Origin of the sequence: Acinetobacter schindleri CIP 107287 (genome assembly GCF_000368625.1) — a bacterium.
Classification (GTDB): domain Bacteria; phylum Pseudomonadota; class Gammaproteobacteria; order Pseudomonadales; family Moraxellaceae; genus Acinetobacter; species Acinetobacter schindleri.
This window is the reverse complement of the sequence record NZ_KB849576.1, coordinates 158,460-173,445: the sequence shown is the minus strand read 5'-3', so window position 1 is coordinate 173,445 and position 14,986 is coordinate 158,460. Positions and strand designations below refer to the sequence as shown.

The 14,986-nt window shown below is 40.5% G+C and carries 13 protein-coding genes and 1 pseudogene; 7 read left to right on the top strand and 7 right to left on the bottom strand.

Annotated features, from left to right (window positions below):
- Nucleotides 1–2 precede the first annotated feature (2 nt).
- Nucleotides 3–2,114 (top strand): ATP-dependent nuclease, encoded by a 2,112-nt coding sequence (locus tag F955_RS08420; protein ID WP_004893417.1) that lies wholly within the window; start codon nucleotides 3–5, stop codon nucleotides 2,112–2,114.
- Between the two features lie 42 nt (nucleotides 2,115–2,156).
- Here F955_RS08420 and F955_RS08415 read toward each other — a convergent pair.
- The 3 genes and pseudogenes from F955_RS08415 to F955_RS08405 all read right to left on the bottom strand — a co-directional run bounded on the left by F955_RS08415 (nucleotide 2,157) and on the right by F955_RS08405 (nucleotide 4,463).
- A pseudogene (locus F955_RS08415) lies at nucleotides 2,157–2,528 on the bottom strand (endonuclease domain-containing protein).
- A 75-nt stretch (nucleotides 2,529–2,603) separates the two neighbouring features.
- On the bottom strand, nucleotides 2,604–3,632 hold the full coding sequence (locus tag F955_RS08410; protein WP_026056789.1) for a molecular chaperone DnaJ: 1,029 nt from the start codon (nucleotides 3,630–3,632) through the stop codon (nucleotides 2,604–2,606).
- Between the two features lie 111 nt (nucleotides 3,633–3,743).
- Nucleotides 3,744–4,463, bottom strand: coding sequence for a carbonic anhydrase (locus F955_RS08405; RefSeq protein ID WP_004893412.1), 720 nt, complete (start codon nucleotides 4,461–4,463; stop codon nucleotides 3,744–3,746).
- A gap of 397 nt (nucleotides 4,464–4,860) precedes the next feature.
- On the opposite strand from F955_RS08405, the gene F955_RS08400 reads away from it, so the two are divergent.
- A complete protein-coding gene (locus F955_RS08400) occupies nucleotides 4,861–5,541 on the top strand; it encodes a DUF421 domain-containing protein (protein WP_004893409.1) in 681 nt (226 codons plus the stop codon).
- Here the strand turns inward: F955_RS08400 and F955_RS08395 are convergent.
- The 3 genes from F955_RS08395 to F955_RS08385 all read right to left on the bottom strand — a co-directional run bounded on the left by F955_RS08395 (nucleotide 5,538) and on the right by F955_RS08385 (nucleotide 8,920).
- The gene (locus F955_RS08395; protein ID WP_004893408.1) at nucleotides 5,538–6,227 is read right to left on the bottom strand and encodes an HAD family hydrolase; all 690 of its coding nucleotides are present in this window, start codon (nucleotides 6,225–6,227) and stop codon (nucleotides 5,538–5,540) included. The genes F955_RS08400 and F955_RS08395 overlap by 4 nt on opposite strands.
- Before the next feature lie 147 nt (nucleotides 6,228–6,374).
- Complete coding sequence (locus tag F955_RS08390; RefSeq protein ID WP_004893406.1) at nucleotides 6,375–7,538, bottom strand: porin; 1,164 nt, start codon at nucleotides 7,536–7,538, stop codon at nucleotides 6,375–6,377.
- A 137-nt stretch (nucleotides 7,539–7,675) separates the two neighbouring features.
- A complete protein-coding gene (locus F955_RS08385) occupies nucleotides 7,676–8,920 on the bottom strand; it encodes an MFS transporter (RefSeq protein WP_004810946.1) in 1,245 nt (414 codons plus the stop codon).
- A gap of 133 nt (nucleotides 8,921–9,053) precedes the next feature.
- Here F955_RS08385 and F955_RS08380 point away from each other — a divergent pair, with 133 nt between their 5' ends.
- From F955_RS08380 to putP, 5 genes are all read left to right on the top strand, one after another.
- The gene (locus tag F955_RS08380; protein WP_004810947.1) at nucleotides 9,054–9,683 is read left to right on the top strand and encodes a 1-acyl-sn-glycerol-3-phosphate acyltransferase; all 630 of its coding nucleotides are present in this window, start codon (nucleotides 9,054–9,056) and stop codon (nucleotides 9,681–9,683) included.
- Between the two features lie 62 nt (nucleotides 9,684–9,745).
- Nucleotides 9,746–10,663, top strand: coding sequence for a patatin-like phospholipase family protein (locus tag F955_RS08375; protein WP_004893402.1), 918 nt, complete (start codon nucleotides 9,746–9,748; stop codon nucleotides 10,661–10,663).
- Nucleotides 10,664–10,762: 99 nt separating this feature from the next.
- Nucleotides 10,763–11,224, top strand: coding sequence for an NfeD family protein (locus F955_RS08370; RefSeq protein ID WP_004893400.1), 462 nt, complete (start codon nucleotides 10,763–10,765; stop codon nucleotides 11,222–11,224).
- 23 nt (nucleotides 11,225–11,247) lie between these two features.
- A complete protein-coding gene (locus tag F955_RS08365) occupies nucleotides 11,248–12,102 on the top strand; it encodes an SPFH domain-containing protein (RefSeq protein WP_004810953.1) in 855 nt (284 codons plus the stop codon).
- 214 nt (nucleotides 12,103–12,316) lie between these two features.
- Nucleotides 12,317–13,807 (top strand): sodium/proline symporter PutP, encoded by a 1,491-nt coding sequence (gene putP / locus F955_RS08360; RefSeq protein WP_004893396.1) that lies wholly within the window; start codon nucleotides 12,317–12,319, stop codon nucleotides 13,805–13,807.
- 64 nt (nucleotides 13,808–13,871) lie between these two features.
- Here putP and F955_RS08355 read toward each other — a convergent pair whose 3' ends face one another.
- Complete coding sequence (locus F955_RS08355; protein ID WP_004893393.1) at nucleotides 13,872–14,780, bottom strand: polyprenyl synthetase family protein; 909 nt, start codon at nucleotides 14,778–14,780, stop codon at nucleotides 13,872–13,874.
- Nucleotides 14,781–14,986 lie beyond the last annotated feature (206 nt).

The window sequence follows — 14,986 nt, the reverse complement described above, 5'->3', positions numbered from 1 at the left end:
TAATGAGAATTTCAAAAATACACATTGAAAATTTTCGTGGTCTTAAAGAGATCGATTTAACGCCATCACAAATGAATTGTATAATAGGTGAAAATAATGCAGGAAAATCAACTGCTCTTTTGGCTATCAATTTATTTCTAAATGGCACAAAAATTTCAGAATCTGACTATTATGATAAATCTAAAGAAATTTTTATCGATATAACTTTTAGTGATTTAAATGAAAATGACTTAAACAAAATATCAGATGAAGAAAATAGATCAAGAATTCAAAATATTATTGAAAATAATACAATTAGCTTTCGTAGGAAATATAAACTAGATTTCACAAGTGATTTACTTTGCTACAAAAAAGTACCTATTGATACAATTTATAATGCTAACTGGATAGTTAATGAACTTAAAGGCAAAAAACCAGCAGAAATAAAAGCCTTGATGAGAGATACATACCAATTGCCACCAGATATAGCTGGCTCAATTTCCACACAAACAGGTGCAAAAGAAAAAATTGAAGAGTTAATTGAAAATCTACCTGAGGATAAATTCCAGTATGGTTGGGAAAATTTACCAACTGGGTTCAGTAACACAGTTACACCAATGTTTCCTGAACCTATTTATATTCCAGCTGTAAAAGATTTTAGTGATGAAATAAAAACTAAAGAAAGTACAAGTTTTGGTAAATTAATAAAAATTTTATTCAAACAAATTGAACAATCGCCTGAATTTTTAGACATAAAAAACTCTTTTGAAAAGCTCAATAAAATGCTAAATCGTCAGCTTATCAAAGATGAGGATGGCACTGAAAGTACTCTTGACGAGCGATTACCTAGCCTTAAATTATTAGAAACTGAAATAGAAAAGGTTTTTCAAGAAAGCTTTTCACAAATTAAATTAGAGCTGGAAATTCCCAATCCAGAAGTAAAACAAATTTTTAATAGCACTCAAATTTTAATAGATGATGGTATAAAAACGACTATTGATTATAAAGGCGATGGTGTTAAACGTACTCTAGTATTTTCTATACTTAGAACTTACGTTGAAAAGCTTAATTCTGACAACCAAAACACAGACTACATTTTTCTTTTTGAAGAGCCTGAATTATACCTCCATCCCAATGGTCAGAGAATCCTCTATAACGTTCTTGAAAAATTATCCTTAAAAGATCAAGTATTCGTCACGACACATTCCCCAAACTTTTTTTCTGCTACGGCTAAAGAAACATGTTTTATTAAAATTTATAAAGAATTTTCTTGTACACCTCCTAGCTCTAAAGCAAAAGAAATTAATTTTGTTCAAAATAGTTCTTATAAGGATGCCTTCCAAATTATATGTTATGAAAACAGCACACCAGCTTTCTTTTCTAAAAAGGTGCTTTTGGTAGAAGGCGATTCAGATTTAATATTTTTGAAAGGATTGTCAAAATTCATTAATGAATCTTATTGTTTCGAAAAAACAAATATTCCAATTATTAGAATAAATGGAAAAATGAATACAAAAAGGTTTTATGATTTCTATAAACATTTTGATATTGAAGTATATTCTCTTTTAGATTTAGATATTCTAATTGATGGATTTGATAAGCTAGAGCTAGGGAAAAACAATTCTGAACTTCAGGATTTAAGAAATAATCTCTTAAATAAACTTGATCAGATTTGTGAAGAACAAGGTATTGAAAGTAGAATCAACGGCTCGATGATTTCAGAACATGTTAAAAAACGTTCGTGGCAAGAAAAATATACTCGATTAAAAGAATTAGCCTATAAAGTCAAAAATAAAGAGGAAATTGAAGACATTGAACTACAAGAAATTGATGAGCTTTTCGAATTTGAAACCAATAACAAGCGTCGCGAAGCTTTAAAATTATCTGAAACCTTCTATTTAGATGAAAAAATCCAACTCATAAATCGGTTATATGATTTAGGGTATTTTGTATTAAATTTAGGAGCAATTGAAGCTTATTACCCTGAGCTCTCTTCAGGTGAAGATAAACCATCTAAAGCCCTAAATGCTTTAAAAATTATTGAGGAATCAAATATAAGTTATCTTCCCCAAATACCTTATAGAGAAACTCAACATTGTGAGCTAAGCCTAATTATGGATAAAATTTTTTCATAATCCCTCACCCCAACCCTCTCCCAAAGGGAGAGGGAGCTTTCATTATCTACTCTCTTCCAATCCAATACATACTTGCCATAAGTGTTCTAAAACCACATCCGTCCGCTCCAACACATCATGATTACAATATCGCACAACTGTTAGCCCCAACGCCTCTAAAAACTTTGTCCGTTCGGCATCATATTCAATCGCATCATTTGCTCCATGCTGACTGCCATCTAACTCGATGACTAAACCAAGTTCATGACAGTAAAAATCTACGATATACGGTTTGATCACATGCTGACGACGAAATTTAAGATTCATAAATCGCTTGGCACGTAGGATTTACCACATGAGTGCTTCTGCATCGGTGGCGGTGTGGCGCATGGATTTGGCGAATTCTAATAACTGGGGATCGAGTTTTTTGTTCATGTTGAATTTTATTTTTAATGATTATAGTAGATAGCCCTCTCCCCCGACCCTTTCCCAAAGGGAGAAAAGCAGAACTTACAGCACTCCATGCTCCAACAACATCTCCACCCCACTTACCTTCTTCATATACTTCAACCGTTCTTTCTCCCCTTTTAACTGCTTTTTCATCGCTGAAGTATCTACATCCACCTGCTTATATAAATCGGTAATTTTCACCTTGCCTATATGGCCTTTTTTATTCCAGCTCAACGATTGAATAATTTCTTCTATTTGACCATCCAGTTTCTGGCTTTGCATATCTAAAGCCAGTTGATGAAACTTTAGCTGCTCGGCACTTAAACCCTTTTGTGAAACACCCCGATTCTGCTCAATCTGGATTTGTAATTTCAGTAAATAAAATAAATCCTGCGCTGCATAGGCCTCATTCGCGCGTTGCAGTAACTCAGTCTTTTCTACTTTTTTACTTTCATCTGGTTCACGATCCGGGTGAACGGTTGCAGCAATTTTTAAATACACTGTTTTTAAAGACTGCTCTGCCAACTTCGCAACCTGTTCCAGTTTTTCCTGCTGGCGTTTAAGCTTGGCTTGCTCTCTTGCTTGTCTGTACTTTTCCCTATCCCATTCTCCAAAATCTTCAGGTGCCACCTGATCCGAAGTATCGTCATCAGCAAAGAACAGCTCAACATCCTTTACGCTTTGCTTTTTATTTTTTCTGGCTTGGCTATGTTCAATATGCTGTTGATAGTAACTATAAATCTCCTCAACAATTTCGACCTGTTGCTTTGATAAAGATTGGGAGTCCGTTAAATAAGTCGCAAGATACTGGATTTTAACATCTAGCTGCGTCGCCTCGGCCTTGGAAAATTCTGCCTCATGCAAATGCTTCCATAACTGTTCCAGTTGCTGAAACAGCACTGTATGTAACTCATGATAGACCGGCATCAAGGTTTGACGGGTATATTGCTGAATCTGTTCCTGCGCCTGCTGCCACTGCTTCAGTTCAAGCTGCTGCTGTTCAATTTTATCAATCAGACGGTTCAGCTTTCTCTGCTGCGGTGAAAGCTCAGTATCGGGCTGAACAGTGGTTTTCAAATCAAAAGACATAGCAAACATGCAAAGCAAATAAATGCTATTTTATCCCTAAAACTTTTAAGTGACTGCTGATTTACTGCAAATAAACGAAGCAGACCGCAGTCTGCTTAATGGAGTTATCAATTAATTTTCAACAATAACCCGTCCATTTAAGGGCTGAATCGGACGATTATTCGGATGTCCGATAAGTTTGGAGAACGCTGCGATTTGTTGTGCCGAAGCCTGCTGAATATCTTTTAGAATTAGCCAGCGTACCCCTTCCGAACATGGTGGTGTCGTCAGTGACCCGCTAAAGCGATAATAATCAAGGTTTTTAGGCAGCATCTCATTTACCGGTTGCGGTTTGCTTAATACCACTTTTTCACCTTGTTTTTTCGGCAAACGGTTCCACATACGTTTGAGCATCTGGCTTTCTGCACCCTGCTCGAACATCATGCCGACCACAGCAAGCTCACCTTTAGTATTGGCATGCACAAAGTGAATTTCCAGTGGATAGCTTTTGCCCTTGATCAGATTTTCACTCGGGCTATGCAAATGAAACTGTTTCAGCACAAAGGTATCGCCGTCCAGCTGCAATTCGCCACCTTGAGCAAAATCTACCTGCACGGTATGACCTTTATTCTTGATCGCATGAATCATGGTGTTATAGCTGAACTTTAAAGGTTCCAGTTCTGCCTTTACGCTGCCTTCGATATTAATAGGTGACTGATTTACGCTATTACATGCAGCATATTTATCGCTCAGTGAACCCCACTGATGGGTATGCTTATAATCCCAGTCTGCATCCGCATATGCCGTATTCATCAGTCCAAAAGCAACTGCACATAACATGGCCTTTTTCATCTATTCACCCACCCTTATTATCAATCATCTTGTCAAAATGCATGAATATTCATACATTAATTTTCCATACGATATAATTAAGCAACTGATTTATTAATAAAATAATATCTATAATAATGATTATGATATTAAAAAATTCAGACGGGTATTATTAAAACAGAGCGGAAATTTGAAACAAGCACAAAAGATTCCATTCTCAAACTTGAATGTCGTTGGAGTTTTATAGTTTTGTTATTAATTGAAAAATATAATATTTTTAAATTGGTAATTCATGTTCATTATCGGCTAATTGATAACTGATGATACCGAGATCTTACCTGTATAAACATAATCACTAAACTTCGCATCCAAGTTCATTGCTACACTCAGTTCACTTAAGGAAATATGAGCTAAGCCTATGGATTTTTTCACGATTTTTGTCCATGACACTGACTGGACCTTTATTGGCGAAATTCTGCTGCGCTGCCTGGTCATGTATACCATGATCATTGTATTCTTGCGCCTGACCGGTAAACGTGGGGTACGTCAACTTTCCATTTTCGAAGTCGCAATTATCTTGGCTTTGGGTTCGATCGCAGGCGATCCTATGTTCGATGAAACACTGCCTTTGCTGCAGGCGTTTATCGTCATGTCTACCATCATTATTTTATACCGTCTTACCACTTACCTGACTATGCAATATCAGTCCTTCGAAGATCTGCTCGAAGGCAAACCGCTTTATATTGTGGAAGATGGTGAAATGGTGCTTGAGCATATTTCCAAAGGCAAAATGTCGCATGATGAATTCTTTGCCGAAATGCGTCAGCAAGGTGCTGAACATTTGGGACAAATTCGTACTGGACTGCTGGAAAGCGATGGTAAATTCAGCATACTCTTTTACAGTCCCGAAGAAGTCCGTTATGGCTTGCCCTTATTTCCTAAAGCCCAAAAGGATCTCATTACAGAAGTTGAACCACATACTTATTATGCCTGTCTGCATTGCGGCAACGTGGAGTTGCTGTCTAGTCCAGATGCAATCTGCCAGCGCTGTGAATATTGCAAATGGATCAAAGCCATCAATACCCAGCGTCAGACTTAATGTTTGAGATAATCCAGCACTTGAGCCAGATTCTGGATCTTGTGTTCTATCTGCTGTAAAGGCGTATGGAATCCTTCCATCCATAAAGTCTGCATACCGGCATTCTGTGCACCCTGAATATCATTGACAGGATGGTCTCCAATATAAAGACAATGCTCTGGAGCTACAGCGAGCTTTTGTGCAGTATATTGAAAAATTTTAGGATTTGGCTTACTGATGCCAACCAGACCTGAACTCATGATTTCATCAAAATAATGAGCAAAACCCAGCCCGTTAATAATATTCATCCGGGTGTCATGTCCACCATTGGAAATAATCGCCAGCTTATAATCTGAGGCTTTAAGTGATTGCAATAAGTTTTCTGCTTGCGGCATGGCGACGGCGAACTGGCCAAAATACTGGAACCAGAAATCACTCAATTCTTCTAATGCTGGCTGAGATTGCCAGGACAATTCTTGCAGAAGCGCAAAAGCGACTGATCCACCAATTGTGGAATGGGTCAGCAATTCCTTTTTAGGATAACCACCATTATCAATGCGCCTTACAATCTCGATAATTTTGTCAGACTCGACCTGTGCCAATGCGGGCGCATAATATTCTGCCAGATAACGGCTATAGGCCTGTGCAGTCAGATCACGATGGGTCAAGGTGTTGTCGAGGTCAAATAAAACAGCTTGAATAGGCATAATTTTCAAAACGAAATGCTAAAACTTTCAATCATGGTAACAGTCCGAAACTTGTTAGATCAGATATAAAATTGCTAAGTTTTGTTGTTTTAAGCATAAAAAAAGCGATGCCAAAGCATCGCCTTTTCTTAGCTTATAAAGTCTAAATTAGAATTTGTATTCTAAGCCTGTACCAAGCACCGGTTGTTTAGTTTCAGCGGAGTCAAACTCTTGAGTTAAATATCCTGCATAACCATATGCTTTCACTTGTTTGCTAAAAGCATAATCAGCACCAACTAAAATTTGCTGTGCTTCGAAATCAGCTGTTCCGTTATTAAATTCAGTCGTATTCTGGCTATATTGACCTTTTACTGTCCATGCTTTTGCTGTTGGCAAGTTATATTCAGCACCGATTAACCAGCCTTGAGAATCATCAATATCATTCGCTGTAACAACAATATTATTAGCCGGATTAACTGGTACTGCTGTATATAATGTTGTGCTATTAATTACATCATTATTTTTTTCAACTTCAGATGTTTGATAAAGAGCTTTAAGCGCCAATCCACCATTCAGATTTACACGACCTACAGCACGAATAGTATTAGCTAAAGCTAAAATAGATCCGCCTTCAACTTCTGGATATTCAGCATTAGAAATACCACGACCTAAAAATGTGCTAGGAATGGCTTTATCATATGCAATACCAGCTACAATTACTGGGCTGTCATATACTACAGATGCAGACCATGCATCACCTAAGCCACGGCCTGCAGTTTTAACTACACCTTTATCAGATTTAAATCCTGTATTTTCACCAGTTGCCAGTAAAGCATTAACTTTAATTGCGCCAGTCGATAATTTAATCGCAGGTGCTTCATATACTACTGAATTCGCTGTACGGTTCTCACCAGTCATAATTCCAGTAATGTCCGCACGGTTTCCAACATAATTGTTAAACGTATCAACTACACTAGAAAGTTGCTTTAAAGGAGTATCGTGTGCGCCTACTTTTAGAGTACCTAATTGCACATCTTTTAAGCCAACAAAACGGTTGCGTTTAGACCAGTCATCGCCTTCACCATCAGAGTTGAATGCCCATTCAATTGCATAAACAGCACTTAGACGATCAGTTAACTTTTCATCTCCTTTCAACCCAACGAATGAACTATTAGAGTTCAACTCGACAACATCACGATCTTTAAAACCAGATCTATTATCTTCAGGTAAATAATCTACTGATGCATCAATCTCACCATAAAAAGTTGGTGCTGCAAAAGTTGTCCCCGCCAATAGGCTCAATGCAATCGCTGTCGCTAACTTGGTTTTCATTTCAATAATCCTTTGGTTTATTTTGTAACAAATCATACACAACGTCTTTATATTACAAAATTATTAAAAATGTATTTATATATTCTTTTTAGTACTTTAGGCTAATATTCAATCAAACATTTGATTTAGATAATTTTTCAATCAATTTTACGCTGTTTTAGCCAACCGCTTATCGGGATTAAGCACAATATTGCAGTAAAAACGATGCCATACAGATAATCCTGATAACCCAATCTATCTCCTAATATTCCACTTATACTATAAAGCCCGCCACTCACCGTCGCCATGATCGCTACTTGAAATGTGAAGTCCGTTCCCGCCAGATGTTTACGGCTGTATTGCATAACTAAAGTCAGCATCACCACCAGTAACATGGCAGAAATCATATCTTCAGCCGCATTAATCAAGTAAATCACCACGGGTGCAACTGACTGTTTGGCTTCGTATTTCATTGCCAGCCAGGCATACGCCATTAAAGTGATAATCTTGATAATTGAGAAAGCCATCAAGGTTCGGGCGCGGGAAAATATTTTCAGGCACCAACCAGCCAACCCTGCTCCAATCAGTGCCGCAAATGCACCGAACATAGTCACGTAAACCCCGATCTGGCTAAAACTCAGCCCCATATCTACCATTAACGGTTTTAATAGAGGTCCAGACAGGCCATCCGCAATTTTAAACGTCACCAGAATCGCCAGCCACCAGCGTAAAGTAGGCTGTTGGAGAAAATATTGAAAATAGGTTTTTAACTGGAATTTATTTTGCTGGGCTTTGGCAATCTCGTTCAGGTTTTCATGTTGCGGCTCTTTAAATAAAAGTATGGGTAAAGTATTCAGAAAGACCAGAGCTGCTAAAATCAGGAACGTCGTTTGCCATTGCAGGACATCCAAAAGCCATAGGATGGCACCCCCACCGACAATAAAACCCAGACGTGAACCCATCACCTGAAAGGTATTGCCCCAGTGTTGCTGGTCATTTTTCAGAATATTGACCGCGAGTCCATCCGTAGCAATATCCTGTGTCGCCCCAATGCCATTCATAAATAGCAGTGCCACAAAAAAAGCCAGCAGATAAACTGGCTGATTTAATGCCTCAATTGGTATAAAGGACAGGATGATGAGTACGATGACAGACAATAACTGTGCGGGAATAATCCAGCTACGATAATGGCCTTTTGTAGAACCATAACGATCGACTAGAGGTGCCCAAAAGACTTTGATTGACCAAGGCAGCATCAGCAGGCCGAATCCCCCAATATGCGTCAAAGATACACCTTGAGCACGCAAAATTACTGGAAGTGCATGCGTCATAAATCCCACCGGTAAACCTTGCGCCCAGTATAAGGAAAATAGCAAAACATAGAGGTTGCGCATGGCCGGCATTAAAAGTCCTTGGCTGATCAAATATTCCAGAAAACATCATCTGGCATGGATATTTTGCCAGTGAAAAAATTATCACGAAGGAATAATATAATAAAAAACAAAGAATATTGTCGTAATTCAAGAGTCTTATAAGATGGCAAATACTTCCTTTCCTGACCTGCCTGCTTTAGTCCCTGGGCGTGGCAGTAAATTCAGCCGGACATTTTATAAAAAGCTTTTTCTTGCTCAAGGCTGGAAAATGGAAGGTGAATTTCCAAATTTTCCAAAAGCAGTTGCCATCATTTCTCCGCATACCTCTAATATTGATGCCTGGTTGGGCTTTAATGCTCTGCTCGGTCTCGGCATTCAGATCACGATTTTTGGCAAGGACAGTTTATTCCGTACACCACTTAAACCGATTCTGGAATGGATTGGTGTGGTTCCGGTGGTACGTGATACTCCTCAAGGACATACCCGACAGATTGTTGATATCATTAACAAGACTGATCGGATCTGGATAGGCATGGCACCTGAAGGTTCGCGTAAGGCACCGGAAAAAATCCGTAGCGGTTTTTATCATATTGCCAAAGCTGCCAATCTGCCGATTGTGATGTTTTCTTTTGACTATGACATTAAAACCATTCATATCTTGGGCGTATATCATTTAACCGGTGATTATGAATATGATCTGGAGCAGATCTATGCCCATTATAAAGGCAAGATCTCGGCAAAAAATCCGGACTGGATTGCCAAGCCTTTACAAAAACTGGTGAAAAAACGCTAGGCAAAATGTTTTTTTTTTGCTCTGATAACCGTAATTTGCTTATTTAATCCTCTATTTTTAGAATGAAATTAATTCGTTATGCAATGATTGGCTGTTTGGGCCTGAGCCTTGCAGCCTGTGATAGAAGCCCATCGAAGCCTGTTGTTATCCCGACGCTTAAAGCCCGTGAACCTGTCATTGCCCTTGCCTTGGGTGGTGGCGGAGCGAAAGGTTTTGCCCATATCGGCGTGATTAAAATCCTTGAATCACATGGAATTAAACCTAAAATTGTGACTGGAACCAGTGCCGGCAGTTTTGTCGGCAGTCTGTATGCCAGCGGTAAAACTCCATATCAGCTGCAACAAATTGCGCTTAATTTTAAAGAAGCGGATATTCGTGATCTGACCTTAAACCGTCAGGGTATTATCGCCGGTCAAAAGCTACAGGATTATGTAAATAAGAACGTGGCCAATAAACCCATTGAACAGTTCCCGATCCGTTTTGCTGCGGTAGCTACCCGCCTGGATAATGGCCGTAAGGCTGACTTTATCAAAGGCAATGCCGGTCAGGCGGTACGTGCCTCTTGCAGTATTCCGAATGTCTTTGTGCCAGCGGTGATTGGGGGTAACAAATATGTCGATGGTGGATTAGTCAGTCCAATTCCAGTGAAAACAGCCAAAGATATGGGAGCGGATATTGTCATTGCAGTTGATATCTCGGCGCGCCCAGATGCCAACAAAGCCATGAACATGTTTGGCCTGCTGGATCAGACCATTAATATCATGGGTCAGCAAAGTATTAATGAAGAACTGGCTCAGGCTAACGTGGTCATTCAGCCGAAGGTCGGACATATTGGTACACTGGATCTGAAATCGAGTAATGAAACGATTCTGGAAGGTGAAAAGGCAGCCCAGTTAAAAATCCGAGCCATTGAAAAGGCCATCAGCGATTTCAGCAAGTCCCCAGCTGCATTACAACCACCACGCAAGGCTAGGTTCTAAATCGGGATTGCAGGTATTCATCCGCTGCTGCATCTGCTACATTGAAGTGAAGATAAAAATCATGATGAATATTTAATTTTGAATTACATAGGTTAATTTATGCAATTTGTTCTTGAACCGTGGCACTGGTTTGTACTTGGCATTATCCTGATTCTATCAGAGTTAATTCTGCCAGCATTTGCTGCACTCTGGTTTGGTATTGGGGCCATTATGGTGGGTATTCTGTACTGGATGTTCCCGATGATGGGACTGACAACGCAGCTGCTGACCTGGATCGTTCTCTCTGTGCTGTGTACCCTGGCCTGGTTCAAGTTTATTAAACCGCTGTCTACAGATAAGACCAAAGCCGGACTGTCACGTGAAGCAACTATTGGTCAGGTGGGGATGGTGATTCAAATCAATCTGGATCACGGTCAAGTCAAAGTCCGCTTTCCGCTTCCTGTCCTCGGTTCAGATGAATGGGAATGTCGTACGCTCAGTCCGGTACAAGTTGGCGACCGGGTTCGTGTGGTCGATATTCTCGGTAATGACCTGGTGGTACAACCACATAGCAATAATTAAGAAAAGGAAAAGGTGAAAAAGACATGAGTATAAGTTCTATTATTGTATTGGCCCTGCTGGTCTTTGTGGCCGTCACCATCTTCAAAGGTGTACGAATTGTTCCTCAAGGCTATAAGTGGATTGTACAGCGTCTGGGTAAATACCATTCTACCCTGAATCCTGGCCTGAACTTCGTGATTCCTTATATCGATGAAGTTGCTTATAAGGTGACGACCAAAGATATCGTGCTGGATATTCCTTCTCAGGAAGTGATTACCCGTGATAATGCAGTCTTGCTGATGAATGCCGTAGCTTATATTAATCTGACTACACCTGAAAAAGCCGTGTACGGGATTGAAAACTATTCTTGGGCGATTCAGAACCTGGTTCAGACTTCATTGCGTTCGATTGTCGGTGAAATGGATCTGGATGATGCATTGTCGTCTCGTGATCACATTAAGGCACGTTTGAAAGCCAGTATTTCTGATGATATTTCAGATTGGGGGATTACCCTGAAAACCGTAGAAATCCAGGACATCAAACCATCGCATACCATGCAGGCAGCGATGGAAGAACAGGCAGCGGCTGAACGTCAACGTCGTGCCACAGTAACCAAAGCCGATGGTGAAAAACAGGCAGCCATTCTGGAAGCAGATGGTCGTCTTGAAGCCTCACGTCGTGATGCGGAAGCACAAGTGGTATTGGCTGAATCTTCACAGCGTGCTATTGATATGGTGACTCAGGCGATTGGTGATAAAGAAATTCCTGTGGCTTACTTACTTGGCGAGCAATATGTAAAAGCCATGCAAGATATGGCGAAATCTCCAAATGCCAAGACTGTGGTCTTGCCCGCGGATATTATGAATACCATTCGTGGCGTTATGGGTCGCAACAATTAACTGTTAAGAAATATGAATCAAATAGGCAGTCGAATGACTGCCTATTTTCATTTAAATCAAGAAAATCTCAGCAAAGATTGTGAAATTATGGTTAAATTTCGCGTTTATTTTGAAATCTTCTGGATTTAATGTTGCATGGCTTTCGGATTAAAGCCCATAACATTTGCCATAATCCTTATTTCGATCTACTGTCCAACTTAAAAATGGATACCGTATGAGCTCCCTAAATCCAACCTTAATCACCTTTCTATTTTATATTGTCGCCATGATCGTAATTGGCCTGATGGCTTATCGCGCGACAACAAACTTTTCCGACTACATCTTAGGGGGCCGACGTTTAGGTAGTTTTGTTACTGCACTTTCTGCTGGTGCTTCCGATATGAGTGGCTGGCTGCTGATGGGTCTTCCCGGGGCAATTTATCTTTCAGGTCTGTCTGAAATGTGGATTGCGATTGGCCTGATTATCGGTGCCTGGCTAAACTGGCTCCTGGTCGCTGGACGTTTACGTGTACATACTGAAGTACAGCACAATGCACTGACCTTGCCAGATTATTTCTCGAACCGCTTTAACGACCAGAAAAAAGTTCTGCGTGTGGTTTCTGCATTCGTGATCCTGATTTTCTTCGCAATTTACTGCGCTTCAGGCATGGTCGCAGGTGCACGTCTGTTTGAAAGCATGTTTGAGCTGCCATACAGTACTGCTCTCTGGATTAGCGCGATTGCGACGATCAGTTATGTATTCATTGGTGGATTCCTGGCAGTCAGCTGGACTGACACGATTCAGGCGGGTCTGATGATCTTTGCTTTGTTGCTGACACCAATTGTGGCTATTTTATCTTTCTCAGATATGTCACAAATCACTTTGGCACTTGAAGCGGCTCGTCCACAAGCCATGAATGTCATGGGTGATCTGAGCTTTGTTGCGATTATTTCCTTACTGGCTTGGGGTCTGGGTTACTTTGGTCAACCGCATATTCTGGTGCGTTTCATGGCAGCAGATTCGGTGAAATCGATTCCGAATGCACGTCGTATTGGCATGACATGGATGATACTGTGTCTGGGTGGTGCGGTCGCAGCCGGTTTCTTTGGTATTGCTTACTTCCAGGCACATCCAGAACTGGCAAGTGTGGTCAATGCCAATCCTGAAACCGTATTTATGGAGCTGACTAAAATTCTGTTCAATCCATGGATTGCCGGTGTGGTTCTGGCTGCAATTCTGGCTGCGGTAATGAGTACACTCAGCTGTCAGTTACTGGTCTGCTCAAGCACTTTGACTGAAGACTTCTATAAATCTTTCCTGCGTAAAAATGCTTCTCAGAAAGAACTGGTTTGGGTCGGTCGTTTGATGGTGCTACTGATTGCCCTGCTTGCGATCTGGATGGCGGGTAATCCGGAATCTAAAGTGCTTGGTCTGGTTGCTTATGCTTGGGCTGGTTTTGGTGCTGCATTTGGTCCATTGATTATCCTGTCACTGTTCTGGAAACGCATGACCCTGAATGGTGCCTTGGCCGGTATGATTGTGGGTGCAACTGTTGTGATCCTATGGAAAAACCTGTTTGCAGACACTGGTCTGTACGAAATCATTCCAGGTTTCATCTGTTCAATGATCACTATTATTGTGGTGAGCTTAATGGGCAAAGCGCCGACAGAAGAAATTACTGACCGTTTTGAACAGGCAGAACGTCTGTACAATGAAAGCAAATAAAATGAGCTAAAATAAAAAAGAGGACTGAATGTCCTCTTTTTTATACGCTGCATCCCTATGAAAATTAACTTTTACGATGCAACAAAAACTGTGTAATCTGAGTCAATTCTTCAGCCTGACCTTCGAAGTGAGCCAGAGCATTTAAGGCTTGATCATGCAACTGTTTAGCATACTGTTTTGCCTGCTCGAGTCCCATAAGCGCAGGATAAGTCGATTTCTCTACCTGTTCATCCTTACCTGCCGTTTTTCCTAATACTTCAGTATCAGAAATGATATCCAGAATATCATCCTGTACCTGGAAAGCCAGACCAATGGCCTGCCCAAATTCACGCAGTTTCGGAATCGCCAGATCCGTACCTTCAAAAATCGTCACCGCAGCCATCATGATGGCTGCTGAGATTAATGCACCGGTCTTATTACGGTGAATGGTTTCTAATGCTTCCTGGTCAATTCGTTTTCCTTCAGACTGCAGATCTAAAACCTGACCATTGACCATCCTGGAAGATGCTGTCGCCAGAATCTGCATCTGCTTTAATACAATTGCTGGCTCAACTGCAGGGCCCTGATCAAACAGACGGCTGCCTAAAATTTCAAAAGCCATGGATTGCAGAATATCGCCAGCAAGCAACGCGGTATCTTCACCAAAGGCAACATGGCAAGTTGGTTGTCCACGACGCAGCAAATCATTGTCCATACAAGGCAGATCATCATGAGCTAGTGAATAGCAATGAATGAACTCGATTGCGACTGCAGCACGACGCACAGCAGCAGTATTCTGATTCGGTTTAAGCGCGGCTGTGGCATAACACAAGGCTGGACGTACACGTTTTCCACCCAGCATCACTGCATGGTGTACAGCCGATTTCAGCGGCTCAGTAATGGCAAAAGCATCTAATGCTGTCAATAGGTCCTGTTGAATACGATGTTGTGCTTGAGTCAATGCATGGGTTGACAGCTCAGTTGTAGATGACACATTCGCCTCAGATCGGTTGTTCAATATATTTTCGATGACAAGAATAAGGAACTTGCCGCTTTATTCCTGCATTGTACCTCTAAATATCCTGAATTATCAGCTTGAAATCGTCTGCTGATTTTGCTCTATCAAGAGTCAAGATCATTTTTAATGAGAAGAAGCTGTCTAGAGTATTAAAGGTGCTGACCTGAATATAAAAAAACCAT